General features: G+C 64.2%; 22 protein-coding genes. 5 read left to right on the top strand and 17 right to left on the bottom strand.

All coding sequences use genetic code 11. From position 1 onward, the window contains the following. Positions 1-15 precede the first annotated feature (15 nt). The 6 genes from ACA027_RS11105 to msrA all read right to left on the bottom strand — a co-directional run bounded on the left by ACA027_RS11105 (position 16) and on the right by msrA (position 5,315). Positions 16-540, bottom strand: coding sequence for a DUF6882 domain-containing protein (locus ACA027_RS11105; RefSeq protein WP_370682432.1), 525 nt, complete (start codon positions 538-540; stop codon positions 16-18). A 127-nt stretch (positions 541-667) separates the two neighbouring features. Then, entirely contained in the window at positions 668-2,896 is a 2,229-nt protein-coding gene (locus tag ACA027_RS11100) for a TonB-dependent receptor (protein ID WP_370682431.1), read from the bottom strand. Positions 2,897-3,203: 307 nt separating this feature from the next. Further along, positions 3,204-3,683: a hypothetical protein gene (locus tag ACA027_RS11095; protein ID WP_370682430.1), complete on the bottom strand. Its 480-nt coding sequence runs from the start codon at positions 3,681-3,683 to the stop codon at positions 3,204-3,206. Positions 3,684-3,717: 34 nt separating this feature from the next. Next, entirely contained in the window at positions 3,718-4,047 is a 330-nt protein-coding gene (locus ACA027_RS11090) for a hypothetical protein (protein ID WP_370682429.1), read from the bottom strand. A gap of 37 nt (positions 4,048-4,084) precedes the next feature. Then, positions 4,085-4,612: a transcriptional repressor gene (locus ACA027_RS11085; protein WP_370682428.1), complete on the bottom strand. Its 528-nt coding sequence runs from the start codon at positions 4,610-4,612 to the stop codon at positions 4,085-4,087. Positions 4,613-4,757: 145 nt separating this feature from the next. Beyond that, positions 4,758-5,315 carry a peptide-methionine (S)-S-oxide reductase MsrA gene (gene msrA / locus ACA027_RS11080; RefSeq protein ID WP_370682427.1) on the bottom strand — a complete coding sequence of 186 codons (558 nt, stop codon included), beginning with the start codon at positions 5,313-5,315 and terminating at the stop codon, positions 4,758-4,760. A 200-nt stretch (positions 5,316-5,515) separates the two neighbouring features. Between msrA and ACA027_RS11075 the strand changes: the two genes are divergently transcribed. Together ACA027_RS11075 and ACA027_RS11070 are read left to right on the top strand one after the other, a co-directional pair. Beyond that, a complete protein-coding gene (locus ACA027_RS11075) occupies positions 5,516-5,923 on the top strand; it encodes a PaaI family thioesterase (RefSeq protein ID WP_370682426.1) in 408 nt (135 codons plus the stop codon). 74 nt (positions 5,924-5,997) lie between these two features. Further along, positions 5,998-6,660, top strand: coding sequence for a 3'-5' exonuclease (locus ACA027_RS11070; protein WP_370682425.1), 663 nt, complete (start codon positions 5,998-6,000; stop codon positions 6,658-6,660). Here the strand turns inward: ACA027_RS11070 and ACA027_RS11065 are convergent. The 3 genes from ACA027_RS11065 to ACA027_RS11055 all read right to left on the bottom strand — a co-directional run bounded on the left by ACA027_RS11065 (position 6,650) and on the right by ACA027_RS11055 (position 11,000). After that, positions 6,650-7,804 carry a GGDEF domain-containing protein gene (locus ACA027_RS11065; protein ID WP_370682424.1) on the bottom strand — a complete coding sequence of 385 codons (1,155 nt, stop codon included), beginning with the start codon at positions 7,802-7,804 and terminating at the stop codon, positions 6,650-6,652. The genes ACA027_RS11070 and ACA027_RS11065 overlap by 11 nt on opposite strands. Positions 7,805-7,993: 189 nt before the next feature. Then, the gene (locus ACA027_RS11060; protein WP_370682423.1) at positions 7,994-9,211 is read right to left on the bottom strand and encodes a GGDEF domain-containing protein; all 1,218 of its coding nucleotides are present in this window, start codon (positions 9,209-9,211) and stop codon (positions 7,994-7,996) included. A gap of 583 nt (positions 9,212-9,794) precedes the next feature. Continuing rightward, entirely contained in the window at positions 9,795-11,000 is a 1,206-nt protein-coding gene (locus ACA027_RS11055) for a diguanylate cyclase (RefSeq protein ID WP_370682422.1), read from the bottom strand. A gap of 231 nt (positions 11,001-11,231) precedes the next feature. On the opposite strand from ACA027_RS11055, the gene ACA027_RS11050 reads away from it, so the two are divergent. Further along, complete coding sequence (locus ACA027_RS11050; RefSeq protein ID WP_370682421.1) at positions 11,232-12,509, top strand: O-acetylhomoserine aminocarboxypropyltransferase/cysteine synthase family protein; 1,278 nt, start codon at positions 11,232-11,234, stop codon at positions 12,507-12,509. Positions 12,510-12,681: 172 nt separating this feature from the next. Next, the gene (locus ACA027_RS11045) at positions 12,682-15,297 is read left to right on the top strand and encodes a [protein-PII] uridylyltransferase (RefSeq protein WP_370682420.1); all 2,616 of its coding nucleotides are present in this window, start codon (positions 12,682-12,684) and stop codon (positions 15,295-15,297) included. 162 nt (positions 15,298-15,459) lie between these two features. Here ACA027_RS11045 and ACA027_RS11040 read toward each other — a convergent pair whose 3' ends face one another. From ACA027_RS11040 to ACA027_RS11025, 4 genes are all read right to left on the bottom strand, one after another. Then, a complete protein-coding gene (locus tag ACA027_RS11040) occupies positions 15,460-16,056 on the bottom strand; it encodes a hypothetical protein (protein ID WP_370682419.1) in 597 nt (198 codons plus the stop codon). Positions 16,057-16,146: 90 nt separating this feature from the next. Continuing rightward, positions 16,147-16,836: a glycerol-3-phosphate 1-O-acyltransferase PlsY gene (gene plsY / locus ACA027_RS11035; protein ID WP_370682418.1), complete on the bottom strand. Its 690-nt coding sequence runs from the start codon at positions 16,834-16,836 to the stop codon at positions 16,147-16,149. Between the two features lie 91 nt (positions 16,837-16,927). Then, positions 16,928-17,425 carry a Cys-tRNA(Pro) deacylase gene (ybaK, locus tag ACA027_RS11030; protein WP_370682417.1) on the bottom strand — a complete coding sequence of 166 codons (498 nt, stop codon included), beginning with the start codon at positions 17,423-17,425 and terminating at the stop codon, positions 16,928-16,930. A 189-nt stretch (positions 17,426-17,614) separates the two neighbouring features. Further along, entirely contained in the window at positions 17,615-18,673 is a 1,059-nt protein-coding gene (locus ACA027_RS11025; protein WP_370682416.1) for an aldo/keto reductase, read from the bottom strand. A gap of 220 nt (positions 18,674-18,893) precedes the next feature. Here ACA027_RS11025 and ACA027_RS11020 point away from each other — a divergent pair, with 220 nt between their 5' ends. Further along, positions 18,894-19,823 carry an alpha/beta fold hydrolase gene (locus ACA027_RS11020; protein ID WP_370682415.1) on the top strand — a complete coding sequence of 310 codons (930 nt, stop codon included), beginning with the start codon at positions 18,894-18,896 and terminating at the stop codon, positions 19,821-19,823. 167 nt (positions 19,824-19,990) lie between these two features. On the opposite strand, the gene ACA027_RS11015 is transcribed toward ACA027_RS11020, so the two are convergent. From ACA027_RS11015 to ACA027_RS11000, 4 genes are all read right to left on the bottom strand, one after another. Next, on the bottom strand, positions 19,991-20,740 hold the full coding sequence (locus ACA027_RS11015) for a VWA domain-containing protein (protein ID WP_370682414.1): 750 nt from the start codon (positions 20,738-20,740) through the stop codon (positions 19,991-19,993). Continuing rightward, a complete protein-coding gene (locus tag ACA027_RS11010) occupies positions 20,737-21,750 on the bottom strand; it encodes a hypothetical protein (protein WP_370682413.1) in 1,014 nt (337 codons plus the stop codon). The genes ACA027_RS11015 and ACA027_RS11010 overlap by 4 nt, the downstream gene beginning before the upstream one ends. Positions 21,751-21,879: 129 nt before the next feature. After that, on the bottom strand, positions 21,880-22,512 hold the full coding sequence (locus tag ACA027_RS11005; protein ID WP_370682412.1) for a TerD family protein: 633 nt from the start codon (positions 22,510-22,512) through the stop codon (positions 21,880-21,882). 108 nt (positions 22,513-22,620) lie between these two features. After that, the gene (locus tag ACA027_RS11000; protein WP_370682411.1) at positions 22,621-23,700 is read right to left on the bottom strand and encodes a hypothetical protein; all 1,080 of its coding nucleotides are present in this window, start codon (positions 23,698-23,700) and stop codon (positions 22,621-22,623) included. Positions 23,701-24,084 lie beyond the last annotated feature (384 nt).

Raw genomic sequence — 24,084 nt, 5'->3', positions numbered from 1 at the left:
GGGTCTGGCGTGACCTTAGTTGGGCAGTTGCACATCCATGGGGGCCAACTGGGCATGCAAGAGGGTGAAGTACAACGTGACATCGCCCTGCTGGTCAATAAAGGTGCCCATGGCGCGCTGCAGGCGGGCGGCGATGCACAGGCATTCCGTGGCCTCAGGGCGTCCGCCGGGGATGCGTGCCGTGGTCAGCAAGGCCAGCTGGTGTTCGCGGCCAAAGTCATGCACCACTTCCAGGGCCTGGCCATGCAGCGGGGGAATGGCTTCATTGGCCCAGCTCCACAAAAAGCTGTTCTCGCTGTCGCTGGTGGTGCCAACCAGGCAGACCGTGGCCACCACTTCGTGCAGCGGCCCTTCCAGCACCAGGGTGGCGCGGTCCAGGTCCCAGCGGTATTGGGGTGAGCCTTGCAAACCGAACTGGCGCGGCCATTCGGCATTGCGGGCCACCATCATCTCCACGGCTTCGCGGCTCCAGGCGGCCCAGTCTGGGGCGCTGGCGGTTTTTTCGACGGGGGCTGGTGTGTTTTCTGTGGCGGCGCTCATGGGCTGTCTGGGTGTTCCGAATGCCCGCCATTGTCGACCAAGTTCAGGAGGCGATGAGCGAAGGCAGCAGGCAGCAAAAAGGCGCCAGCCTTGCAGCGGGCGCCTTGGAGAAGGAGGCAGTCTGAACTTAAAAGTCCATCTTCACACCCAGCGTGATGTTGCGCCCCATCAGCGGTGCGGCATCCTTGATGAAGCTGGTGTGGGCATAGGCCAGGCGGTTGGTCAGGTTGCGGCCTTGCACAAACAGCTCCAACGGCTGGCCCTGTGGCGTGCGCAGCTGGTAGCTGATGCCGGCATGCAGCATGCCGTAGCCGGGGGTTGCCGTTTCCAGCGGCGCCACGCGCGACTGGCGGGCGGCCTGCACCCATTCCACACTGCCCTTCCAACCTTGCCAGCGGGCCTGCAGCTGCGCGCCGACCCGCGCAGGGGCAATGCGTGGCAGGCGGGTGCCGTCGTTGCGCTCGGCACGCACCATATCGCCCCACAGGCGCAGTGCCCAGGTGGCGTTGAAGCGGTGGCGCATCTCGGCTTCCAGCCCGGTAAAGCGAGCATCGGCCTGGCTGTATTGCAGCAACTGAAAGCCATCCTGCACATCCAGCGTGCGGCCGTAGATGTAGCCATTGACCTGGTGGTGGTAGAGGCTCAGGCCCCAGGTGGTGTCGCCCGCCGTCTTGCGCAGGCCCAGGTCCCAGGCGTGCGAGGTTTCGCGCCCCAGATTGCTGTCACCCCGCTCCCAGGCATTGGTGGCCAGGTGGGGGCCGTCGGCAAACAGCTCTTGTGCAGTGGGCAGGCGGTTGGCATGGGTGTAGCTCAGGCTGGCCTGCCAGCCCGGCTGAAAGCGCCAGACCGCGCCCAGCGAGGCCGAGCTGCCGTTGTGCGTGCGCTCCACATCGGATTGCAAGGCGCGCACGCGCTGCTGGTCATGGCGCAAGGCGCCCTGCAGCGTCCAGTCGCCCAGTTGGTAGCGCTCCAGCCAGAACAGGCCCCAGCTGCGGGTGTCCGTGGGCTGTACGGTGGCCTCTTCGCCTTCGGCGCTGAAACGGCTTTGGCCGCTTTGCAGGCCGAACACGCCGCTCAAACCGGCCAGGGGCTGGTGCTCCACCTCCAGACGCAGATCATGGGCCCGGTTGCGGAATTCGGTGGCAACCACGCCATCGTCCAGCTCGTCATGGGCGTAGCGCGTGGTGCTGGCATTCAGGCGCACGGCAGCGATGCCGACCACCGGGTTGCGCCAGGCACCGCGCAAATCCCAGCGGTTGCTGCGCATATTGACCGTGGGCGCCTCTTCATCATCCCCATGGCTGTGGTTGTGGCCTCCGTGGTTGTGTCCATGGCCGCCGCAATGCAGATGGTCGCCATGGGGGTGGCAGTCCACATGCTCGTGGCCCGGCAGGCCGTAGCGGGCGTTCTGGCGGGTGTAGGCCAGGCCCAGATAGCCTTCGCTGCCCACCCAGCTCAGGCCCAGGCTGCCGGTTTCACCGCTGCTGAAGCTGCCCGGCACGCGGGCACCATCGGCCCAACCGCTGCCCACGCGGTAATCCTGGGCGTTGCGCCCCATGCCTTCCACATGCACCACCAGCGGGCCTTTGCCGCCGGTGAGGCCGAAAGCGCCCACCGTACCTTTGTCTGCGGTGCTGTAGCGCGTCTGGGCGCTGCCCTGCAGGCCGTTTTCTGGGACGGCGGTGGGGATTTTGTTGTCCAGCACATTCACCACCCCGCCCACGGCGCCGCCGTAGAGCAAGGCCGATGGACCGCGCAACACCTCGATCTGCTCGGCCAGCATGGGGTCGGCCATGACGGCGTGATCAGGGCTGACGCTGGAAGCGTCCTGCACGGCACTGCCGCTGCTGAGCACCTGCACCCGTGGTCCATCCATGCCCCGGATCACCGGACGGCTGGCCCCGGCACCAAAGTGGCTGGCTTGCACGCCCAACTCTTGTTCCAGTGTTTCGCCCAGCGTGGCGCTGCGGCGGGATTCCAGGGCGTCGCCGGCCAGCACACTGCTGGGAGACGCGAGGCTGGTTTGCTCCAGGGACCAAGCGCTGCTACGCACATTAATTTCATGTAATGTAGATTCATTGGCACTTGCTGCCTGGCTTGGGTCTGCCGGAGCGGCCGTCTCCTGCGCAGCAGGCACGGCGGTTTCGGCAGGCGCCTGGGCTGCGCCGGGTGCTGCACTTTGCGCGAACACCGGCGCACTGCCCCAGGTTCCCAACAGCATCAGGCAAGCCACGGTGATGGCATGGGGGCGGCGCGTGCGCGGCCCGGAAAGCGTCGACGGCGCGTCCGCCCCAACCATAGACCCGGCCTTGCCCGCAGCCACGGTGGCCTGGCCTTCTTTGTTCATTGTCCGCATGGACTTCTCCCTCAAGCTTCGCTGGGCGGCGGCGACATATGGGTACGCCTGCCCTCTCCCCACGGAGCATGGATTGCGCATGGCGCAATCTTTTCATCGCTAAAAAGCATGCAAATGCACAGCAGGTATGCATGAGTTGCTATGAAGAAAAGAGCGAGAGCACCATCTCTCGGCCAGCCTGCTCGCCATCGGGGGCAAGCGGGCAATGGGGCCAGCCAGCGCTGTGGCCTCGGAAAGAGAGGGGCTCGGTCGCTCTGAATGCAGCCAGCGCCCGCCTTGCCTGCCCCATGAAGAGGCAGGCTGACAGTCACCCAGCTGCAGCGATGAAGGACGCAGGCGGTCCGCGCGCGGTCCAGCCCCAGGGCCGCTCCAGCAACACCCAGGGCAGCAGCGGCGGCGCCAAAAACAGCGGCAAGGCCGCAGACAGCCACAGCATGGCCACCGTGCCCGGGGCCTGGGCATGGGCCAGTTGGTCCAGCGCCTGGCAATCCAGGCTGTGGTGGTGGGCAAACATGGCCCCCAGCGCATGCGCCCAGCTCCCCGGCGGCGGCGCCAGGCTGCTCTGGGGCTGCAGGGATTCGCTGCGGGCCAGGCCTACGCCTTGCCCGGCTTGTTGCAACTGCACGGCCACCGGCTGTGCAGGGTGCACGATCTGGTGCATGCGCGCCAGCAGCGGCCCCAGACCTATGGCCAGCATCCAGACCACCAACAGCCATATGCCCGCAGCCCGGCGCCATGGCTGCGTACGGGCCACTGGGTGGCTGGTGAATGGTGTGGTTGAAGACATGCTCAGGCGCTATGCAATCGGAAGCACCATGTGCTTAATGGCTATGCCGCATACCGCAATTCTTGCCCAAGGCCAGGCCTTTGCATGCGGTTTGCAGCTGCTGCTGGCAAGCGGTGGCGGATTGGCCGGACTCCAGGCATTGCGCCGCCTGGGCATGGGCCTTGGCCATGCTGTGGTGGCGGGCGATGTCTTCCCGGGTGTGGGCATCCAGCGTGGGCTGCTGCGCGGCCGGAGCCTGCTGCGCCGGCATCTGTGAAGCCGCAGCAGCAGGCGGCGCAGTCTGGGCCAGGGCAGGCGCCAAGCCGCAAACCAGTGCCGCGCCGCTCAGCACAGCCCGAAAGCGCAAAGAAAGAAGAGAGAGCATGGAAATCATCCTGAATGTGAAACCCTGAAAGCGCAGCCTAGGCAGCAGATGCGGTACTGGCTGGCAGGCAGGCCGTGCACAGGCCTTGCAGCTCGGTCTGCTGCAACTGGCCCAGGCCCTGCAAGCTGCGGGCCAACCCTTGCAGAGCGCGGCGAACAGCAGGTGCTGCGGCATCCACCGCCACCCGCTGTTGGCAGTGCAGGCAGCGGAAATAGACCAGGCCGCCCTCTTCGCCGTATGCAACCGCTGTGACCACCGTGCTGCGCTGGCCGGCCGCGCCCTCTGTCCGCCACTGGTAGCGGGTGACGCGGTCATTGTCCACCTGGCGCTGCAGCAAACCGGCCTGGGCCAGGCGGTCCAGCGCGCGAAACACCGTCACCCGGTTCACCGCCACACCCAGGCGTGCCAGGGCGGCCTCGGCATCCGCCGCAGAAAGGCGTTGTGCGGCCTGGCTGCGCAACAAAGCCAGCAAGGCCCGCGTGGCACGGGTGGAGCGCATACCGGCAGGCAGCGGGGACTCGCCTCCGGCAAGGAGGCGGCGACGGGAAGTGGTGGATTCGGACATGGCTTGTTAACGCAACTCGATTGCATTATGTATGCAAAAAGCACCGAGCTGAATCACAGCCTGCCCAATGCCCGGGCCAGACTGCGGGACATGTATTCCAGGCGCCATCCGCAGGTCTGCACCGCGCAAAAGCCCGCGCAGCCGCTCAGCCCGGCTTGGCGTAGCGCGCGAAGGTATCCAGAAACTTGCGCACCTTGGGGGCGATCACATGGGCGCAATAGCCCTGGTAAGGGTTGCGGGCAAAGTAGTTCTGGTGCATTTCTTCGGCCGGCCACCAGCAGCGCAAAGGCTGCAGCTCGGTCACCACCGGGGCGCCAAAAGTCTGTTCCTGCTCGCACATGCGCAACAACTGCTGGGCCACCTGCTCCTGCTGCGCGCTGGAAAAATAAATGCCGCTGCGGTACTGCGTGCCCACATCGTGGCCCTGGCGGTTCAGCGTGGTGGGGTCGTGGGTGCCGAAAAAGATTTCCAGCAGCGCATGCAGGTCAATCACCTGGGGATCAAACACCAACTTCACACCTTCGACATGGCCGGTCTGGCCTGTGCACACCTGCTCATAACTGGGGTGGTCCACATGTCCATTGGCATAGCCGGCCTCCACGCTCACCACCCCACGCACGCGGGTGAACACCGCGTCGGTGCACCAAAAACAACCACCGCCCAAGACGATGCTTTCCAGCGCACTACTTGCCTGGTTTTCCATAGCTTTCTCCATATTTCCCATGCTCCTCGCGCAGGCTGCGGGCCCGTCATGCGCCAGCGGCTCTGCCCATTGCCAGCATCTGCCACAAGCTTACGCCAGCGTGGCCTGGTGGTGCACGGCCCAGCTCTGTCACCCCGACGTCACCCACGGCATAGGTATTGCGCGTACAACCGCTGCATCTCACACCAAGGAGACCGCAGATGGACGATATGGACAGCTTTGCCCGCCAGGTTTTCGCCTCCCAGCCCTTCAGCCAGTTTGTTGGGGCCGAGCTGGTTGCGGTGTCCAGCGACAGCGCGGAACTGGCACTGACCGTGCAGGATCACCACAAGCAGCAGCATGGCTTTGTCCACGGCGGTGTGCTCAGCTACCTCGCGGACAACGCCATCACCTTTGCCGGAGGCCTGGCATTGGGCGGCAATGCCTTGACGGCGGAGTTCAAGATCAACTACCTGCGGCCCGCCATCGGCCGCCGCCTGCTGGCCACAGCGCAGGCGCGCAGTGCCGGCAAGCGCATGGCCATTTGCCAGTGCGAAATCTATGCCGTGGATGGCGAGTCCAGAAAGCTGTGCGCCCTGGCCCAAGGCACGGTGGTCCCGGCGGCTTGAGCCAATCGCCGCGCCAACGCCGGCTGCCGCAAAACTGTGTACGCTTGCGCCTCGCACCACTTTGCCTGCCCTGCATGCCCCGTCTCAAGCCTCCTACCAAAGAAGAAAGCCAGTTGCTGCCGCTGTTTGCGGCACTGCCGGACCACGCCATTGTCCTGCCCGCCAGCGATGCCGCATTCGCCCAGGCCCGCCAGGCACTGCTGGCACAGCACGCACTGGGCTTTGACACCGAGAGCAAGCCCATCTTCAGCACCCACCAAGTCGACACCGGCCCCCATCTGGTGCAGCTGGCCACCCCCGACGCCGCATGGCTGCTGCAGCTGCACCACCCCCAGGCCCTGGCACTGGCGCGCGAGGTGCTCAGCCACCCCGGTATTTGCAAGGTCGGCTTTGGGCTGGACAACGACCAGGCCACCTTGCCGCGCCGCCTGGGTTGCGAGCTGGTCAACGTGCTCGATCTGGACCGGGTGTTCAAGCAACAGGGCTACGGCGCCAGCACCGGCGTGCGCGCGGCCATGGCGCTGGTGCTGGGGCAGAACTTTCACAAGTCCAAAAAGCAATCCACCTCCAATTGGGCGGCGCTGCAGCTCAGCCCGTCCCAGCTGCGCTATGCGGCCAACGATGCCCATGGCCCGGCCCTGGTCTACGCGGCCCTGCCCGCCTGGCTGGCCCGGCAGCCCGCACCAGCGGCGCAGCGCCCGCGACGCCCCCGGCCAGCCCAGGACACTAGGGCCTGACTTCCGCCACCGGCTCCCAGCGCACGCAGTCGCGGCCTGCGGCCTTGGCGGCGTAGAGCAGCCGGTCGGCCTGGGCGATGGCTTCGTGCCACTGCGACAAGGCCAGCACCGGCGCCACGCCGAAACTGGCCGTCACCCTCTGGTCTGGAGGCAGGTTGGCCAGCCGCATGCTTCGCAGCCGCTGACGGATGCGCTCCGCCACCAGAACAGCATCCTGCGGCGCCAGGCCATAGAGCAGCAGCACAAACTCCTCACCGCCAAAGCGTGCCACCAGATCCCCTTCCCGCACGCAGTCCTGCAGCGTACGGGCAAAGCCCTGGAGCACAGCATCACCCGCCGCATGGCCCCAGCGGTCGTTGACCTGCTTGAAATGGTCCACATCACAGACCAGCACCGTGCCCACGGCCTGGCGCCGGTCGCCATGCTTGAGCGCCTCCAGAAAGGCCCGCCGATTGAGCAGCTGGGTCAGCGGGTCGCGGTTGCGTTCCTCCTGCAGCTGCACCAGTGCATCGCGCATGGTGATGGCCACATACAGCATGGCAAACAGCAGTGCAAAGGCCAGCATGCTCAGCTGCAGCACGCCCCAGAAGGGCAAGGCCGCCAAACTGGCCTTGGTCAGCCCCTCCGAAGCGGGCACCGTCGTGGGTGTACGCACAAAAAAACTCAGGATCAACATGGCAAACAGCAGCCGCAGGCTGCGCTCCAGCCGCAGCGCCGGACGCTGCCCCCACAGCCGCCAGGTACCCACGGCCAGTTGTGCGCCCAAACCCAAGTTCAGCGCATACACCCGCATATAAAACGGCGCATCCGTATAGATGCAGTAGATGCGCGCCACCATTGCCAGCCCTACCAGCAAGGCCTGCAGCCAGCGCGCCGGGCGCCGGCCAAGGCGCCAGCACATGGCCTCGACCAGGCACCAGGCGGCCCCCTGGTACAGCATTGCCATGACCACGGCGCTGCCACGCAAGGGAAGCGGCGGCGTCAACACCTGCCCCGCCAGCCCCAGGCTGAACAAGGCAAGGCAAGCCGCCATCCACAGCGCATCCTGCTGTGCACGCTGCCAGCGCCAGCACACCACAAAGCCCAGTGCCAGCAAGCTGGTGCACAAGGGCAGACTCAAAGCGTAGTAGTTGCCGACCGTCACGGATCGAGCCCTCCTGTGGGCGTCAAGCGCATCTCCATGCGATCAAGCACCCTCACTTGTCAGCACGGGAGGCGGCGGCCCACTTCTGCGCAACGGGCCGCGCACGCCACCGTGTGTTCAGCATACAAATATTCACTTGTCCCTGTTACCGCTACCAGTGACTCAAGCGCATCCACAAGACCGCTGCACTCACACCAGAATGTCTTGGTAACTGGCTGCAGGCGGCGGCACGGGGGGGCGAGGCTGTGGCGCCACGCAAATACGGTCACGTCCGGCCTGCTTGGCGGCATACAGCAGCTCATCGGCATGCGAGAGTGCGGCGGCCAAGCCGGGCAGGCCTGCCACCGGGGCAATGCCAAAGCTCATGCTCACCGCCTGCGCCCGGGGCAGACAGGCCATCTCGGTGCGGCGCAGCTCCTGGGCAATGCGCTGCACCACATGTTCTGCCGCCTCCAGCGACACCCGCTGCAGCAGCACCACGAACTCCTCTCCACCAAAGCGCGCCACGGCATCACCCGCGCGCACCTGCTTCAGCAACACCTGGCTGACGCTTTGCAGGACCTGGTCGCCACAGCCGTGGCCCCAGTTGTCGTTGACCTTTTTGAAGTGATCGATATCGGCCGCCACCACTGCCCAGGGGCCTGTGCGCCTATCGGTCAACACCGCTTCGGCCGCTTCCATGAAGGCGCGGCGGTTGAGCAAACGGGTCAAGGGGTCACGGTTGCGCTCCTCGCGCAGCGTGGTGAAGACATCACGCACCGCACAAGACAGCAGCACCAGCGAAAACCAGAGCGAGAACAGCAAGGTGCCGGCCAGGGTCAGCAACCAGAAACCGGAGCGCGCCATCTGCCCTGTTTCGGCAGTGGGCACCACCAGCCACACCATCAATGGCCGCATCAATATGTAGCAGGAGAAGGCGATATAGGTCCAGCGCAAGGCCTTCTCCAGCCTGTCGCGGGCAGGCGCTGCGCGCAGCAAGCTCGGCATGGCCAAGAACTGCAAGATGCCCATGCCCAGATTCAGCCACTGCACGCGCGCCCAGAGGTCGTCGTACACCTGGGAGAAATAACGCAGCAGCGCCAAGGTCACGGCCGTGACGATGGCGCCCAGCCAGCGGCTGGCATGGGCCTGGCCGTAGCGCTGTGCCATGCCCTGGGCCATGCACCATGAGCCCATCAGATAGAGCCCCGCCGTGAGCAGCGTCCACTGCGCCAGCTGCGCATTGCTCATCAGGCTTTGTGCACCCACCGCCACAGCGGGCAGCACATAACCGGCAGCCAGCCAGAGCAAAAAACGGGCCGAGACCTGACGGCGCTGCGTCCACCAGCACGCCAGCAGCACAGCGCCCAGCAAGATCACGCAGATGGGAGCGATCAAGGCAAAGTATTGATCGGCAGGCAGATTCACGGGTTGTGGCGTGGTGTGGGGAGAGTGGCCAAGGCTTGGTCAGCGCTTTGTATCAGAGTGTATCTTTGCGCAATACAAGCTGTGAAAGAAGGCCTTTGGTCTTGCCCACCGCCCTATCCTGCGCTCGCAGGTGCTGCCGGGCATCCAGCGACAGCGATACCGCCAGTGGAATTCTCAGAGCCTTTCCCGGCGCAAACACCTGGTATATATGCACCAGCAGCTAGCATTTCGGAAGCACGCATGGCGCACCGCCCAGAAAACCGGCTGGCTGCTAGAATGTGTTCAAAGTCTCCTCGCGGCGCGCCATGTCTTTACGGGATGGGATACAAGGCGCGACACCGCAGCAATAGCCGTGCTATTGCGAGGATTCGCAACACAGTAGACCGCCCGCAAAGGCACTGGCCCGCAGGGTTGGAGCGAAATCGGGCGATTTCTTCGCGCTGAAGCTTGCTTGCACACAGGTGCAAGCTGCGCTCCATCGCTTCGAACTCATCCCGATTGCGTTCCAACGCGCCTGCGTAGAGACATTGAACACGTTCTTAGGCCGCTGGTTTACGATCCCCTCGCGGGGCTCCAGCGTCTTTTAGAGATCGCCAGCACGCTCTTTGGACACCGCCGCGCCCCCTGGCACTTCGGCATCCACATGCACCCGGTTGCGGCCGGCCTGCTTGGCCTCATACAGCAGGACGTCGGCGCGCGACAAGGCCTGCGTCAGCTGCTGTGCGCTTGGCAGCTGCGCAATGCCAAAGCTGAGCGTCACCTGCCGCCCATTGGGCAGGGCCAGTACCTCGGCCGATGCCAGTTGCTGGCGCATGCGCTGCACCACGGTTTCAGCCTCCTGCAGGCTGGCACGCAGCAGCAGCACAAACTCCTCCCCGCCAAAGCGGGCCACCAGATCGCCCTTGCGTACCTGTTGGCGCAGCACCTCGCTGACCGACTGCAGCACCTGGTCGCCACAGGCATGGCCCCAGCGGTCATTCACCTGTTTGAAATGGTCGATGTCTCCCGCCACCACCGCCCAGGGCGCGCTGCGCGGGGCCCCCAAGATGCTCTTGGCCCCCTCCATGAAAGCGCGGCGGTTGAGCAGTTGGGTCAGCGGGTCATGGTTGCGCTCTTCTCGCAACGTGGTGAACACATCGCGCACGGTGCAGGCCACCAGCAGCATGGTGAACCACAGGGCAAAAATCAGGCTGCCTGCCAAGGTGATCAGCCAATAGCCCGAACGCGGGATGTCGCTCCCCTGCAGACCCGGCACCAGCAGCAAGATCAGCACCGGCCTGACCATGGTGTAGCAGGCGAACACCAGAAAAGAGCCACGCAGGGTGCGCTCCAAGCGGTCACTGGGGGGCTTGCTGCGCAAAATGCCATACATGGGCAGGACCTGCACCAGCCCCAGGCCCAGGTTCAGCCAGTGCATGCGCACCAGCAGCCGATCCTGCACATGGCCGTAGTAGTACAGCGCCCCCAGCACCACGGCGCCCAGCAGCAGGGCAATGCGAGGGTGGGCCGAGCAGCCATAGCGCCCTGCCATGCCCTGGGCCAAAGACCAGGCGCCTCCCAGATACAGCAGACCGGTCACCGGCGCCCAGCGCGCGAACTGCGCGCTGTCCAGCAGGCTTTGCCAACCCAGCCCTATGGCGCTGAGCGCATAGCCCGCCGCCAGCCACAGCAAATAGCGTTGATGGCGCTGGTAGCGCAATGCCGCCCAGCAGCCCACCAGCGCCGCTGCAAGCAGCAAAACGCACAGCGGCACGATGAGTGCAAAGTAGCGATCGGAAAGAGAAAGCACAAACGGACAGGCAGTGCGAATAGCTAAGTTCAATAAGTGTATCTAAATGCCACCGATCAACGGCATCTCTCTCCACCCCATAAGCACATAGCTAAAGCTTGGTTCGCCCAGGGACAGCCCCCTTGCATAATCGCCGCTGACGCTCTTGCCTGTAGGTCTTGCATGGCCCGCCCGTGCTGTTCCGCGCCTCAGAAAAAGAAACATTTCCTAGCAATTACCCGAAAGAGACTTATGCGCTTAGAGACACTCGCCGTACACGCCGGCTACGCCCCCGACCCCACCACCAAGGCCGTGGCCGTGCCCATCTACCAGACCGTGGCCTATGCCTTCGACAGCGCCCAGCATGGCGCCGATCTCTTCGACCTCAAGGTGCCGGGCAATATCTACACCCGCATCATGAACCCCACCACCGACGTGCTGGAAAAGCGCGTGGCGGCCCTGGAAGGTGGCATTGCCGCGCTGGCCGTGGCCTCGGGCATGGCGGCCATCACCGCCGCCATCCAGACCCTGGCCGAGACCGGTGACAACATCATCAGCGCCAGCACGCTCTACGGCGGCACCTACAACCTGTTTGCCCACACTTTCCCGCAGCAAGGCATCGAGGTGCGCTTTGCCGATCCGCGCGATCCGGTCAGCTTCGGCAAGCTGATCGACGCCAAGACCAAGGCCGTGTTCATCGAGTCGATTGGCAACCCTCTGGGCAATGTGACCGACATCCGCGCCCTGGCCGATGTGGCCCATGCCCATGGCGTGCCACTGATTGTGGACAACACCGTGCCCTCGCCCTATTTGCTGCGCCCGTTTGAATTTGGCGCAGATATCGTGGTGCATTCGCTGACCAAATACCTGGGCGGCCATGGCACCAGCGTGGGCGGCGCCATTGTGGACAGCGGGAAATTCCCCTGGGCCGAGCACAAGGAACGCTTCAAGCGCCTGAACGAGCCCGACGTCAGCTACCACGGCGTGGTCTACACCGAAGCCCTGGGCCCAGCCGCCTTTATCGGCCGTGCCCGCGTGGTGCCGCTGCGCAATATGGGCGCGGCCATCTCGCCGCAAAACGCCTTCCAGATTCTGCAGGGCATTGAAACCCTGGCCCTGCGCATGGACCGCATCTGCGAGAACACGCAAAAAATTGCCGAAATCCTGCAAAAACACCCCAAGGTGGAATGGGTGCGCTATGCCGGCCTGAAAGACCACCCCGACCACGCCATTGTGCAAAAGCAGTCTGCTGGCCGCGCCTCGGGCATTCTGTCCTTCAGCCTCAAGGGTGCGGAAGGCCGCGCTGCGGGTGCCCGCTTCCTGGACGCGCTGCAGCTGTTCACCCGCCTGGTGAACATTGGCGACGCCAAATCGCTGGCCACCCACCCGGCCTCCACCACCCACCGCCAGCTGGATGCGGCCGAGCTGGCCAAGGCCGGCGTGACCGAGGGCATGGTGCGCCTGTCCGTGGGCATTGAGCATATCGACGACCTGCTGGCCGATCTGGACCAGGCTCTGGCCCAGGTGTAACACCACCGTCCCGGCAGGGCGCTACGCCCTGCTGCCTTGCATGGAGCGCTGCGGCGCTCCTTGTTTTTTGCGGTTGGCCGTCCGCCCCTATGGCCTGCATGTCTGTGTACAAAGGCTACAGTGAACACCGTGCATACATGTTGTATGCACAGTTTTTGCTAGCACCGTCCCCATGACTTTGCCCGCCTTTGACATGTCCGACCTGACCCGCTTGCGCAACGCCTACCGCAGCGACAAAGCCGCCCTGGTGGAGCAGCTCCAACAGCCCGCGCCTGCCAAGCGCAGCGTACGGCCGCTGCTGCACAAGCTGTCGGAACGCACCGACCAGCATCTGCAGGCACTGCGCCAACTCACCGACCTGCCCGACAGCGTGGCCCTGGTGGCTGTGGGCGGCTATGGCCGCAGCCAGCTGTTTCCGGCTTCGGACATCGATGTGCTGCTGCTGGTGCCCGAAGAAGCGGGAGCCGAGCACAGCCCGCTCAAGGCGCAGCTGGAGCGCTTCATCGGCGCCTGCTGGGACACGGGGCTGGAAATCGGCTCCAGCGTGCGCACCGTGACGGAGTGCGTGCACGAGGCGGCAGCAGATGTGACCATACAGACCGCGCTGCTGGAGTCACGCCTCATCGACGGCAACCTGAGCCTGTTCGCCCAGATGCAGCAGCAGTTCCGGGCCCTGCTGAATCCGCGCGCCTTCTTCACCGCCAAGATGCTGGAGATGCGCCAGCGCCACAACAAGTTCGAGAACACGGCCTATGCGCTGGAGCCCAACTGCAAGGAATCACCCGGCGGCCTGCGCGATCTGCACACCATCCTCTGGGTGTCCAAGACCGCAGGCCTGGGTAGCAGCTGGAAAGAGCTGGTGCAAAGCGGCATTGCCACACCCTTCGAGGCCCAGCAGCTGGAGCGCAACGAGGCCTTGATCAGCCATATCCGCGCCCGCCTGCATGCGGCCACCGGCCGGCATGAAGACCGGCTGCTGTTCGACCTGCAGACCACCGTGGCCGAGCAGCTGGGCTTTCGCAGCCACCAGCGCCCGGGCCAGCCCATGCCGGTGCGCGCCAGCGAGGGACTGATGCGCCGCTACTACTGGGCGGCCAAGGCCGTCACCCAGCTGCGCCAGATTCTGCTGCTGAACATCGAGGAGCGCCTCTACCCCCCCAACCAAGGCGCCATGGTGCGCATTGATGCGCGCTTCTATGACAAGGACGGGCTGATCGAAGTCGCCAGCGACGACCTCTACCGCCGCGACCCACAGGCGATCTTGGCCACCTTCTTGACCTACGAGACCTCGCCCGGCCTGCGTGACCTGTCGGCCCGCACGCTGCGCGCCCTGTACTCGGCCCGCGCCATGATGGATGGGGACTTCCGCCGCGACCCGGTCAACCGCGCCACCTTCATGCAAATCCTGCAGCAGCCCAGCGGCATCACCCATGCCATCAGGCTGATGAACCAGACCTCGGTGCTGGGCCGCTATCTGTGGGCCTTTCGCCGCATCGTCGGCCAGATGCAGCATGACTTGTTCCACGTCTACACCGTGGACCAGCACACGCTGATGGTGCTGCGCAATATGCGCCGCTTCTTCATGGCCGAGCATGCCCATGAATACCCGTTTTGCTCCCAGCTGGCCAGCGGCTGGGACAAGCCCTGGCTGCTGTATCTGGCGGCGCTGTTTCACGACATCGGCAAGGGCCGGGGCGGTGACCACTCGCAGATTGGCGCCATCGAGGTCAAACGCTTTTGCCGCCAGCACAGCGTGGCAGCAGATGACGCGCGCATGGTGGAATTCCTGGTGCGCGAACACCTCACCATGAGCCAGGTGGCACAAAAGCAGGACACCACCGACCCCGAGGTGATCCACGCCTTTGCGCAGCGCATGGGCTCGGTGCGCCACCTCACGGCCCTGTATTTGCTCACCGTGGCCGATATCCGCGGCACCAGCCCCAAGGTGTGGAACGCCTGGAAGGGCAAGCTGCTGGAAGACCTCTACCACGCCACCGTGCGCACCCTGGGCGGGCATGCGCCCGATGCCGCAGCCCAGGTGGAAGCGCGCAAGCGCGAAGCCCTGGTGCAGTTGGCCCTCAGCGCCCAGCCTTATGAGTCACACAAGCCGCTGTGGGACACGCTGGATCTGAGCTATTTCATGCGCCACGAAGGCGCCGATATCGCCTGGCATGCGCGCCATCTGGGCCGCCATGTGGGCACGCAGCAGCCCATTGTGCGGGCACGCCAGTCGCTGGCCGGCGAGGGTGTGCAGGTGCTGGTCTACACCCCCGACCGCAGCGACCTCTTCGCCCGCATCTGCGGCTATTTCGACCGCGCCGGTTTTTCCATTCTGGACGCCCGCGTGCACACCGCCCGCAACGGCCATGCGCTCGATACCTTCCAGGTCATCACCAGCGAACCACTGGAGGTGCACTGGCGCGAGCTGACCGCCCTGATCGAAGAAGGTCTGCCCCATGCCATCGCGGCCCAGGGCGCCCTGGCCCCACCCGCGCGCCGGCGCCTCTCGCGCCGGGTGCGCAGCTTTCCCATGCCGCCCAGCGTGCTGCTGCAGCCGGATGAAAAATCCCAGCACTGGCTGCTGGAAATATCCGCCAGCGACCGCGCCGGCCTGCTCTACACCGTGGCCCGCATCCTGGCCGAACACCGCATCAGCGTGCAACTGGCCAAGGTGAGCACCCTGGGCGAGCGGGTGGAGGACAGCTTTTTGATCCAGGGCCCCACGCTGGGCCACAACGCTGCCCAGCTGGCACTGGAAACCGATTTGGTCAACGCGCTGGCGGAATAGACACAGCCCTACACGGCCCTGATAGTTGCTTCGATTTTCAGAGCTGCATCTGCTGACTGAGCGCTGAACACCGGATTGCAACACTGTAAAAAGCACAAAGCGCCTGCAAAGGGCGCTCTGTTTTTTGATAAGTCAGACCATCTCCATGGCCTGCAGCACAGCTCAGCGCTGCTTGTCCTTGTCGTCGCGCCCCATGCCCAGGCGGTCCATCAGGCCGCCCGCATTCACATCGTCGCTAGGCCCCTTGCCGGTGGCGGCCTGTACCGCCCCCATGAAGTAATGCATGGCGGTAAAGGCACGGCTGCCCTCTTCTCCGCTGTTGATGGTTTCATCCACGCTGGCACCGCCTTCGGTGTAGACCCGCACCCAGCTGCTGGGGCCATAGGCAATGCGCTCCACGGTGCGCAGCGGCACATCGAAAGCCGTGGCCGGAAAGTCCTGGGCCAGTGCTGCGGTCTGCGAGCGCGAGCGCACGCGCACGATCTCCTGGCTGCCGAAGTGGAAATCCGCCCCCGTCACCGCTGCCTGCTGATAGGGCAGGCCGATGGTCAGCACGGCCTGGCCGTCCTTGGCCGATGTCCAGGATGCCGCCAGCACCGGGCATTGCGGCCGGCTGCACAGGGTTTTCTCCGGCGCCACGCTCACGGTCTTGCTGCCATCTTGGGCCTTGCCTTGCTGCACCTGGGGCACCAGCGCCTGCTTGCTGGCGCAACCGGCCAACACCAAGGCGCCCAATGCGCCCACCAACCAGAACTTCATGCGATTGCTCCTGTCCAAAACCCGCATCGTGCCATGACTCGCCGGCCCCGCAGGCCATCACAGCCTGCGGGCCGCGCATGGCGGCCGTCTTCAGTGTTTTTTCGCCTTGCCCTTGGCTGCCGGCTTGCCTGCAGCCGGCTGGTCTTTTTTGCTGCCGATCTTGCTTTCCTGGCCCTTGAGCAGACGGCCGATGTTCTCGGCATGGCGCCACAGCAGCAGGGCCGACATGGCGATGATGGCCAGCAGCAACGGCTTTTCGGCATTCCACAGGCTGCCACTCAGCAGCACGTACAGCACGGGAGCCGCAATGGAGCCGATGAGGGCCGACAGCGAGGAGTAGCGCGTGGTCAGCGCCACGGCCAGCCAGGTCAGCAGCACCAACAGGCCCAGCCAGCCGCTGATGCCCAGCAGCACGCCCAGGGCCGTGGCCACGCCCTTGCCGCCTTTGAACTGGAAGAACACCGGGAACAAATGCCCCACAAAAGCGACAATGGCCACCAGGGCCAGCGTGCCCTCCTCCAGGCCGAACTGCGGGCCTGCGTACTTCACCAGCGCCACCGGCACCAGTCCTTTGAGCGCATCCAGCAGCAAGGTGACGGCTGCCGCCTTTTTGCTGCCCGAGCGCAGCACATTGGTGGCGCCGGGGTTGCCGCTGCCATAGGTGCGAGGATCGCTGAGACCAAAAGCGCGGCTGACGATGACGGCGAATGACAGCGAGCCGATCAGATAGGCCACCACGGTGGCGAGCACGGTAGCAAAAATAGGGAGCAATGCGTTCAAGAGAAAAATCCTTGCCTGCCGCCAAGGGCAGGCTGGTATTTGTGGTGTTGTCCTGGTGGTCTAGGGGCCAGCCAGGGCTGGCCCAAGGGGCTTATTGTGCCAGTGCGCACTGCACTGGCTGGGCAGCCAGCAGGTCCACACAAACCCGTGGAGCCAGTTGCACCAGAAAGCCACGGCGCCCGCCGTTGATGGCGATGCGCGGCAGCGCCAGAATGCTGACTTCGATATACACCGGCATCTGCTTGCGCGTGCCAAAGGGCGAGGTGCCGCCCACCAGATAGCCGCTGTGGCGGTTGGCCACCTCGGGCTTGCAGGGCTCCACGCTCTTGGCACCAATCTGGCGCGCCAGGTTCTTGGTGGAGACAGTGCAATCGCCATGCATGAGCACGATCAGGGGCTTGGCGTCCTGGTCCTGCATCACCAGGGTCTTGACCACCTCATGCTCCGACAGTCCCAGCTGGCGTGCCGACTCGCTGGTTCCGCCATGCTCCACATAGTCATAAGGGTGCTCGGTGAACTCCACCTTGTGCGCCTTGAGCATCTGGGTGGCGGGTGTTTCGCTCACATGGGCTTTGTCTTTTTTAGCCATATTCTCAATTTTGATAGCTGCCTATGCGCTTTGGCAATGCACAAAAGGCCTGTTCGACCATGATTTCAACCCTGGGCTCACCCCGGCAGGGCTGCCGCGCAAGGGCCGCCCCGCTGGAGGCGTCCCCTCCCCGCGCGCAGCGCGAGAGCGAGGGGAAAGGCGCGCAGCGCCACAGGGGGTGGCTCCTGTTTATTGCGCCGGATCGCGGTGCAGCCAGCGAATGGCGTCGATCTTCGCCAGCAACTCCGCAGGCAGCTGCCGGCCCCAGATGTCCAGGTTCTCATCCAGTTGGGCCAGCGAGGTCGCGCCGATGATGGTGCTGGCCACCTGCCATTTGGTGTAGCAAAACGCCAGTGCCATCTGCGTGGGCGTGAGGCCGTTTTCGCGTGCCAGGGCGTTGTACAGGCGGGCCGTGGGCAGCACTTCCGGGCGGCCCCAGCGCTGCTTGCGCACCGACTCGTACTTGGCGATGCGGCCCTGCGGGGCGTCAGGGGCTTCCGTGCCCATGGGGTCGTACTTGCCGGACAGCAGGCCCACACCCAGCGGTGAATAGGCCAGCAGGCCCACGCCCAGGCGGTGGCAGCTTTCGTCCATGCCGTTTTCCCAGCTGCGGTTCAACAGGCTGTAGGGGTTTTGCACGCTGGCCACACGCGGCAGACCCAGCTCCTCGGCCAGGCGCACAAACTCGTGCACGCCATAAGGGGTTTCGTTGGACAGGCCCACATGGCGGATCTTGCCCTGCTGGACCAGCTTGGCCAGGGTCTCCAGCTGTGCACGGATGGGGGTTTCGGACTTTTCCTTGGCCGGCTCGTAATACAGGGCGCCAAACGAAGGTACATGGCGCTCGGGCCAGTGGATCTGGTAGAGGTCGATGACATCGGTCTGCAGGCGGCGCAGACTGGCCTCGCAGGAGGCCGTGATGTCGGCCGCCGTCATGCCGCCCCCTTCGCGAATCCAGGGCATGCCCCGCGATGGGCCGGCCACCTTGCTGGCCAGCACCACCTGGCTGCGCTTGGCCGGGTTGGCCTTGATCCAGTTTCCCAAAATGGTTTCGGTGGCGCCATAGGTGGCGGCACGGGCGGGCACAGCATACATCTCGGCCGTGTCCCAAAAATTCACACCACGCTCCAGTGCACGGTCCAGGATACGGTGGCTGTCGGCCTCGTTCACCTGTTCGCCGAAAGTCATGGTCCCCAGGCAGATGGGGCTGACTTGCAGGCCGCTGCGGCCCAGCTCAACTTGCTGCATTGCTTGCTTTCTATGGGCCTCTAGGGCCTTCTTGGTCTCTACGCTGCAAGTGTAGTGCGCGCAGCTTCGCCGCCTGGTCAGCCCGGCCTCTTGCTTGGCGCATGGCGGCCAGCACGTCACCTGGCGGACAGCCATGTCCTGGCACGCCCTCTGCATTGCTATAGGATTTGCTGCGCCCTCCCGGCGCCAGCTCCCTGGATGAACACGCCCCATCACGCCCATGTACACACCGCTACGCCCCGCCACCTGCCAGCATCTACCGGTGCGCGCCCTCTCCTACCATGTGCGCAGCTGGGGCCAGCCCCGGCCCGGCAGCGTGCCCCTGGTGCTGGCACATGGCTGGATGGACGTGTCCGCCTCCTGGCAATTCGTCGTCGATGCCCTCAGCCAGGGCTTTTTCGAAGGCCGCCACATCATCGCGCCCGACTGGCGCGGCTTTGGTCTCACCACCGCGCCCATGGCCTGCGACAACTACCACCATGTCGACTATCTCGGCGATCTGGACGCGCTGCTGCAGCACTATGTGCCCGATGGCGGCGCTGTCGACCTGGTGGGCCACAGCATGGGCGGCCATATCTCCATGCTCTATGCCGGCGCCCGGCCGGCGCGCATACGCCGCCTGGTGAATCTGGAAGGCTTTGGCCTGACCGCCACCCAACCCGCGCAAGCCCCGGGCCGCATAGCCCAATGGCTGGACGAGCTGCAGCAATGCCGCCAAGGCGCATTGGCGCTGAAAAGCTATGCCAACGCGGACGAAGTGGCCCAGCGCTTGCGCAAAACCAACCTGCGCCTACCGGTCGACAAAGCACTGTGGCTGGCCCAGCAATGGGCAGCCCCCCAGGCCGATGGCCGCTGGGCCATCCTGGGCGATGCAGCGCACAAGGTGATCAACCCCCAGCTGTTCCGCGTGGAGGAAGCCCTGGCCTGCTACGCCGCCATCACCGCCCCGGTGCTGGCCGTGGAGGCCGCAGACGACAGCCTGGCCAGCTGGAGCAAAGGCAAGTACACGCTGGAGCAATACCACCAGCGCCTGCAATCCGTGGCCCGGCACCGCGTGGCATGCGTGGAAGACGCCGGCCATATGCTGCACCACGACCAACCCGCCGCCGTGGCCCGGCTGATTGAGGATTTTTGCGGCGCGGGCGATTGAGCCGCCCCATGCAGCCAGACCCTGTTCGCAGGGCTATGGGCTGCCGCACCTTCTATGCGAACCGGCGCGGCGAGGTCACAGCCATCACCACCCCGCATGCCTGCAAGCAATCGCCACACCCCACAGGCAGGCCGTGGGGGCATGCACTTTCACGCTGACGGAGTGGCTCACTTGTCCAGCCAGCGCAGCAGCTCGGGCACCAGCAGGAGCTCGTTGAGCGCATCGTCATCCATGCGCACCAAGGCCTTGAGATCGCGGATGGCGAGAAAGCCTATGTTGTCGAATTCCTCACCCAGTTTTTCAATAAAACCAAATTCCCCCGGCTGGTTGGACACGCCCAAAAACATCACATAGACCTCACAACCTTCCCGCTCGGCCCGGCTGAGCAGGCTGCGCGTTGCACCCTTGTCGTTGTTTTCGCCATCCGTAATAAAGAACACCACGGAGCGTTTGCGCCCTCCTGCAGCTTCAGCCACCTTGGGCTGCGAGCCGCCCAGGCAGCGCTGCAAAAAGCCCAGAATGCCTCCGGCGCCAAGCTTGTGGCCAAAGTGTTGGAAGATATCGCCCAGGACATAGGAGTAGTCCGTCGCACCGCCCCAACCAGGAACCTTGTTGATGATGCGTTTGCGCACAAAGTTCTGGTAGTTTTTGGCCGTCATCTCACCCACATGGTGGGCGTTCTCCGGGCCACTGGAAAAGGTGAAGACATCGAGCTTTTGGTCGGGATCGAAAGTCAGCCCCCAGGGTGCCAGGCGGGTCAGCAAATCACTGGTGATCCCCGATTGGTGTTCGTCCTCGAACGAGGCAGAAACATCCAGTGCAATCGCCACCTCGATGACGGGGGGCTTGATCAGGCCTTTCTTTTCCAGCGAGAGCTTGAGCGCCAGGCTTGATTTTTCCAGGTTGAGAGTGATCATGGTGTGAGGTGGTTTTCGATAAATGTGCTGAACTCCAGCACGACTTCGGTCAGCAGCAATCGCTGTGTTTCATTGAGTGGCGCATGCGCGGCTCCGTTCAGCCTGGCCAACTGGCTCAAGACGGCTGGCAGCTTGAGCAGCACACCGTCTTGCACCAGTTGCATGAGTTCAAGAAGGCGGGACTGATCCTCCGTCAGCATCTGCAGCTGCTCCATCGCCAGCGCCAGCGATGCAAGCACCGCGCCAGCACGCGCAGCCAAGGTGGGCTGTATGTGTGCGCCCACCTTGTCCATCAGAAACATGCAGGCCATGTCCAAGGCCTGCAAAGCCTGCTGCGCGGCCCGGACGCGGGAGATCAGATCCCCCAGCTGGTCGTGCAGTGATTGCAGGACGGGCAAGGCCTGCCGGAGCTGCGCTTCCAGCAAGGCCACCTCGGGAGCCGTCTCGCGCCAAACCCTGGCTGGCGAACGCCGGAACACCCCGCCTTGGAAGGCCTCCAGGACATCGGCCATCCGGCCGTGCAAATGCCGCAGCAGCGCGGGCACCAGACGCAGCGGCTTGCCATCGGCCAGCTCCAGGCGCTGCCTGACCAACTCCGCCAGGGTTTGCTGTGCTTTTTCGCCATAGCGGACCCAGGCCAGTACGGCACTCCCGGGCAAAGGTGCTGACGACACCGCATGCGCGGCTTGCTGCAAGCTCAGGGCACAGGCTTGCGGGAACAACTGCTGCAGCGCGGGCACCGAGGCCTGGAAAGGCAGGCTTCTGACACCAGGCAATGCCGAGGCTTGCAGCGGCTCAGCGCGCTCATCGCCCCCCGTACGGAAAGCAGCTGCGTGCAAGTCTGCGGCCTTGGCTGCGGGCGCCAGCCGCGTTGGCGCTGGCGTTGTTGTGCGCTCTGTCGCAGCAGCTGGGGCGCCGGCTTCAGGCCCTGCCAGAGGCCCGGCCAGCTTGGTGGGCGAAGGCCGTGATGGCGCCGGCCCAGACTGCTGCGAACCGGTGCTGGCTTGCATACGCGTGGGCGTGGGCCTTGCCTTGGCCGTTGGCCCGGGCGGGCCCGCTGCGTCGACAGCACCAGGCGCTGGCACGGTGCGGCGGGCGTCCCGTACAGCGGTAGGCGTACGACGCTGGGCCACAGCCGCTCAGGAGAACTGGGCCAGAACGTCGTTGAAGCTGCCGGAAAAACCGACCCCCACGGGAGAAAACGCCGGCCCATTGCCATCAATGATCACAGAGCCCATTTGCAGGCCCGTGAAGCCCGAGAAATGCTCGGAAAGATTCACCACCAGCAGTTGCTCACCTTGTTCGTTTTCCACAATGACGCGGGCGCCCTTCACACCTTTGAACACCGGGTTTCCGGGACCATGGATCATGGCCACAAGCACCACCTCGATATAGCCTGTGCCAGGCAGCGCCAACTTCGATGGGAAGATGCGAATCCATTCATCGTCTTCGTCGCTGAGCTGCCCATCGGTCGCGTCCGGGCTGTGCACCAGGGCACCACCATGGACCGAAAAAGTCTTGTTTGCCGCCAGCGGCAGATAGCCCTCGGGCTGTCCGCGCACCGTGCGCTGCACGTTGTAGATCGACAAGATGTCCTCGAACTCGGCAATCTTGGCCCCAGTGCCTTGGTTCACCGCCACGAGCGCATGCAAATCCAGATCGGACTTGCAGTCCCAGGCCAAACGCACCAGAAAGGACTCATTTTTTTGCAGGTTGAGTGAAAGCTTTTTAGGAGCATCGGAAGGTTTGACCAGGTTGACGACAAGGGACATGAAGAACTCCAGCTGAGAACAATTCAAAAAACAGCCTGCCTGTCGCCATGTGCTTTGCGATCAGGAAGGAGGGAACAAGGCATTCGGGGCCTGCCAGCCCTCTTCGGCTCAGCTTCCCCGGGCCTCGGCGCTGGCCATCACCTGCACGCCCAGCGCCAAGATCTCCTGGCGCGAGGCGACGAGCAGCTGGCGGGTTTGCTCAAATTTCTGCTGATTGGCCGTGCGGGCCTGGCTGGCCAGCTCCAGCAACTCTCTGGTGGTGGCGACCACGGATTGGATCTGCTGTGCCTGGCCCAGGCGGTTGTCGCCCGGCGCATGGGCGGCCTGGCTGCTTACCTGGCGCAAAAGCTTGTTGCGCATCTGGCTCAGATTGGCATCCAGCTCCTTGCCTCTTTGGCCCAGTTGCTGGGTCTCCAGCACGCGGTAGGCGCTGTACAGGCTGAGCAGACTCGATTTGATGGAAACAAAACGCGCAGACGCCGTGGTCGCCAGCTCTTGCAAGGTGCTCATGCCAGCGTCTTGTATCTGGGCCAGGATGAGCTGGTCTGCTGGCAGCCGCGTCATGCAGCCTTCCACTGCCAGTGCCCGCGACTCCAGCGCCTGCAGTTTCTGGCTTGCCTGCATGTGCAGCAATGGGTCGGTTTGCATGGCGGGCTCCAGGGTCTGAACCTGGGCCTTGGCAAAAGCATGGGCATTGAAGAGAAACAATGTCTCCAGCGCAAACAGGTCGCGAAAGCGGTTGTACTCCTGCAAGACCTGGTTGAGCCCCTGCATTTCTGCTTCCAGGCTGCGCATCTCGGCAGCCAGCTCGACCTCGAGCTTGGACACCTCGTCCGAGAGCCTCTTGGTTTTGAGCGACACCAGATGCGCGGTCTCCGTCAAGGCTTTGGCCACGGTGCTGCGCAAGGCGCTGGGGCTGAGCATTCCCTGCAAGCGCTCGATGAACGAGGGCTTGGCTCCGCTCAAGATGCGCTCGGCCAGCTGATCCAAACGCTGCGCCTCCACCGCCCCCTGAAGTTGATCGAGCAGGCGGAACATCGCCGGAGATTTCTGCCGGTCAATGGCCGACAGAAACCGATCGAAAACCTGGTTCAACGCCAGCTCTGCCTCCAGTCCCAGCCTGGAAATTTCTACCGGACTCAAAGCCATGAGATCGAACTGCTGCACACGCGCCAGCATTTCTGCCATGGCCGGTGTCTGCAGCACGAGTGGGAAATTGGGCGGGACCTGCAAAACAACAGGTGATTTCGCAGAAGCAATGGGAGCAGTCACGAATGGAGATAAAACTGGCTGGAGAAATGAAAATGGACATTCCAATTTCCGACGAAGGCGCAATTATTTTCAACACCGTGATGGGGACAAAATGATCTTTAGAAAATATTTGTTAGAACATTAACAATATGCTTTTCATTCGTAAAAATCACCTTGAAACTCCTCCCTGGAAGCAGCGAAATTCTGCCTCAGCCACGCCCTCTCGAGCTTGAGAGTACCGAATGGATCAGCCTCAGGCCTGAGTGAATATTTCAGTAACACATTGCCCCCAGCCGCAGCACCTCGATAATCCAGGTGATG

The sequence above is a fragment of the Comamonas sp. GB3 AK4-5 genome, from assembly GCF_041320665.1.
Taxonomy (GTDB): Bacteria; Pseudomonadota; Gammaproteobacteria; order Burkholderiales; family Burkholderiaceae_C; genus Comamonas.
This window is presented reverse-complemented; position numbering and strand designations above follow the sequence as displayed.

Coding starts and splice junctions, on each gene's coding strand:
- ACA027_RS11105 (WP_370682432.1), bottom strand. CDS start 540: ATGAGCGCCGCCACAGAAAACACACCAGCCCCCGTCGAAAAAACCGCC.
- ACA027_RS11100 (WP_370682431.1), bottom strand. CDS start 2,896: ATGCGGACAATGAACAAAGAAGGCCAGGCCACCGTGGCTGCGGGCAAG.
- ACA027_RS11095 (WP_370682430.1), bottom strand. CDS start 3,683: ATGTCTTCAACCACACCATTCACCAGCCACCCAGTGGCCCGTACGCAG.
- ACA027_RS11090 (WP_370682429.1), bottom strand. CDS start 4,047: ATGCTCTCTCTTCTTTCTTTGCGCTTTCGGGCTGTGCTGAGCGGCGCG.
- ACA027_RS11085 (WP_370682428.1), bottom strand. CDS start 4,612: ATGTCCGAATCCACCACTTCCCGTCGCCGCCTCCTTGCCGGAGGCGAG.
- msrA (WP_370682427.1), bottom strand. CDS start 5,315: ATGGAAAACCAGGCAAGTAGTGCGCTGGAAAGCATCGTCTTGGGCGGT.
- ACA027_RS11075 (WP_370682426.1), top strand. CDS start 5,516: ATGGACGATATGGACAGCTTTGCCCGCCAGGTTTTCGCCTCCCAGCCC.
- ACA027_RS11070 (WP_370682425.1), top strand. CDS start 5,998: ATGCCCCGTCTCAAGCCTCCTACCAAAGAAGAAAGCCAGTTGCTGCCG.
- ACA027_RS11050 (WP_370682421.1), top strand. CDS start 11,232: ATGCGCTTAGAGACACTCGCCGTACACGCCGGCTACGCCCCCGACCCC.
- ACA027_RS11045 (WP_370682420.1), top strand. CDS start 12,682: ATGACTTTGCCCGCCTTTGACATGTCCGACCTGACCCGCTTGCGCAAC.
- ACA027_RS11040 (WP_370682419.1), bottom strand. CDS start 16,056: ATGAAGTTCTGGTTGGTGGGCGCATTGGGCGCCTTGGTGTTGGCCGGT.
- ybaK (WP_370682417.1), bottom strand. CDS start 17,425: ATGGCTAAAAAAGACAAAGCCCATGTGAGCGAAACACCCGCCACCCAG.
- ACA027_RS11025 (WP_370682416.1), bottom strand. CDS start 18,673: ATGCAGCAAGTTGAGCTGGGCCGCAGCGGCCTGCAAGTCAGCCCCATC.
- ACA027_RS11020 (WP_370682415.1), top strand. CDS start 18,894: ATGTACACACCGCTACGCCCCGCCACCTGCCAGCATCTACCGGTGCGC.
- ACA027_RS11015 (WP_370682414.1), bottom strand. CDS start 20,740: ATGATCACTCTCAACCTGGAAAAATCAAGCCTGGCGCTCAAGCTCTCG.
- ACA027_RS11010 (WP_370682413.1), bottom strand. CDS start 21,750: ATGCAAGCCAGCACCGGTTCGCAGCAGTCTGGGCCGGCGCCATCACGG.
- ACA027_RS11005 (WP_370682412.1), bottom strand. CDS start 22,512: ATGTCCCTTGTCGTCAACCTGGTCAAACCTTCCGATGCTCCTAAAAAG.
- ACA027_RS11000 (WP_370682411.1), bottom strand. CDS start 23,700: ATGGCAGAAATGCTGGCGCGTGTGCAGCAGTTCGATCTCATGGCTTTG.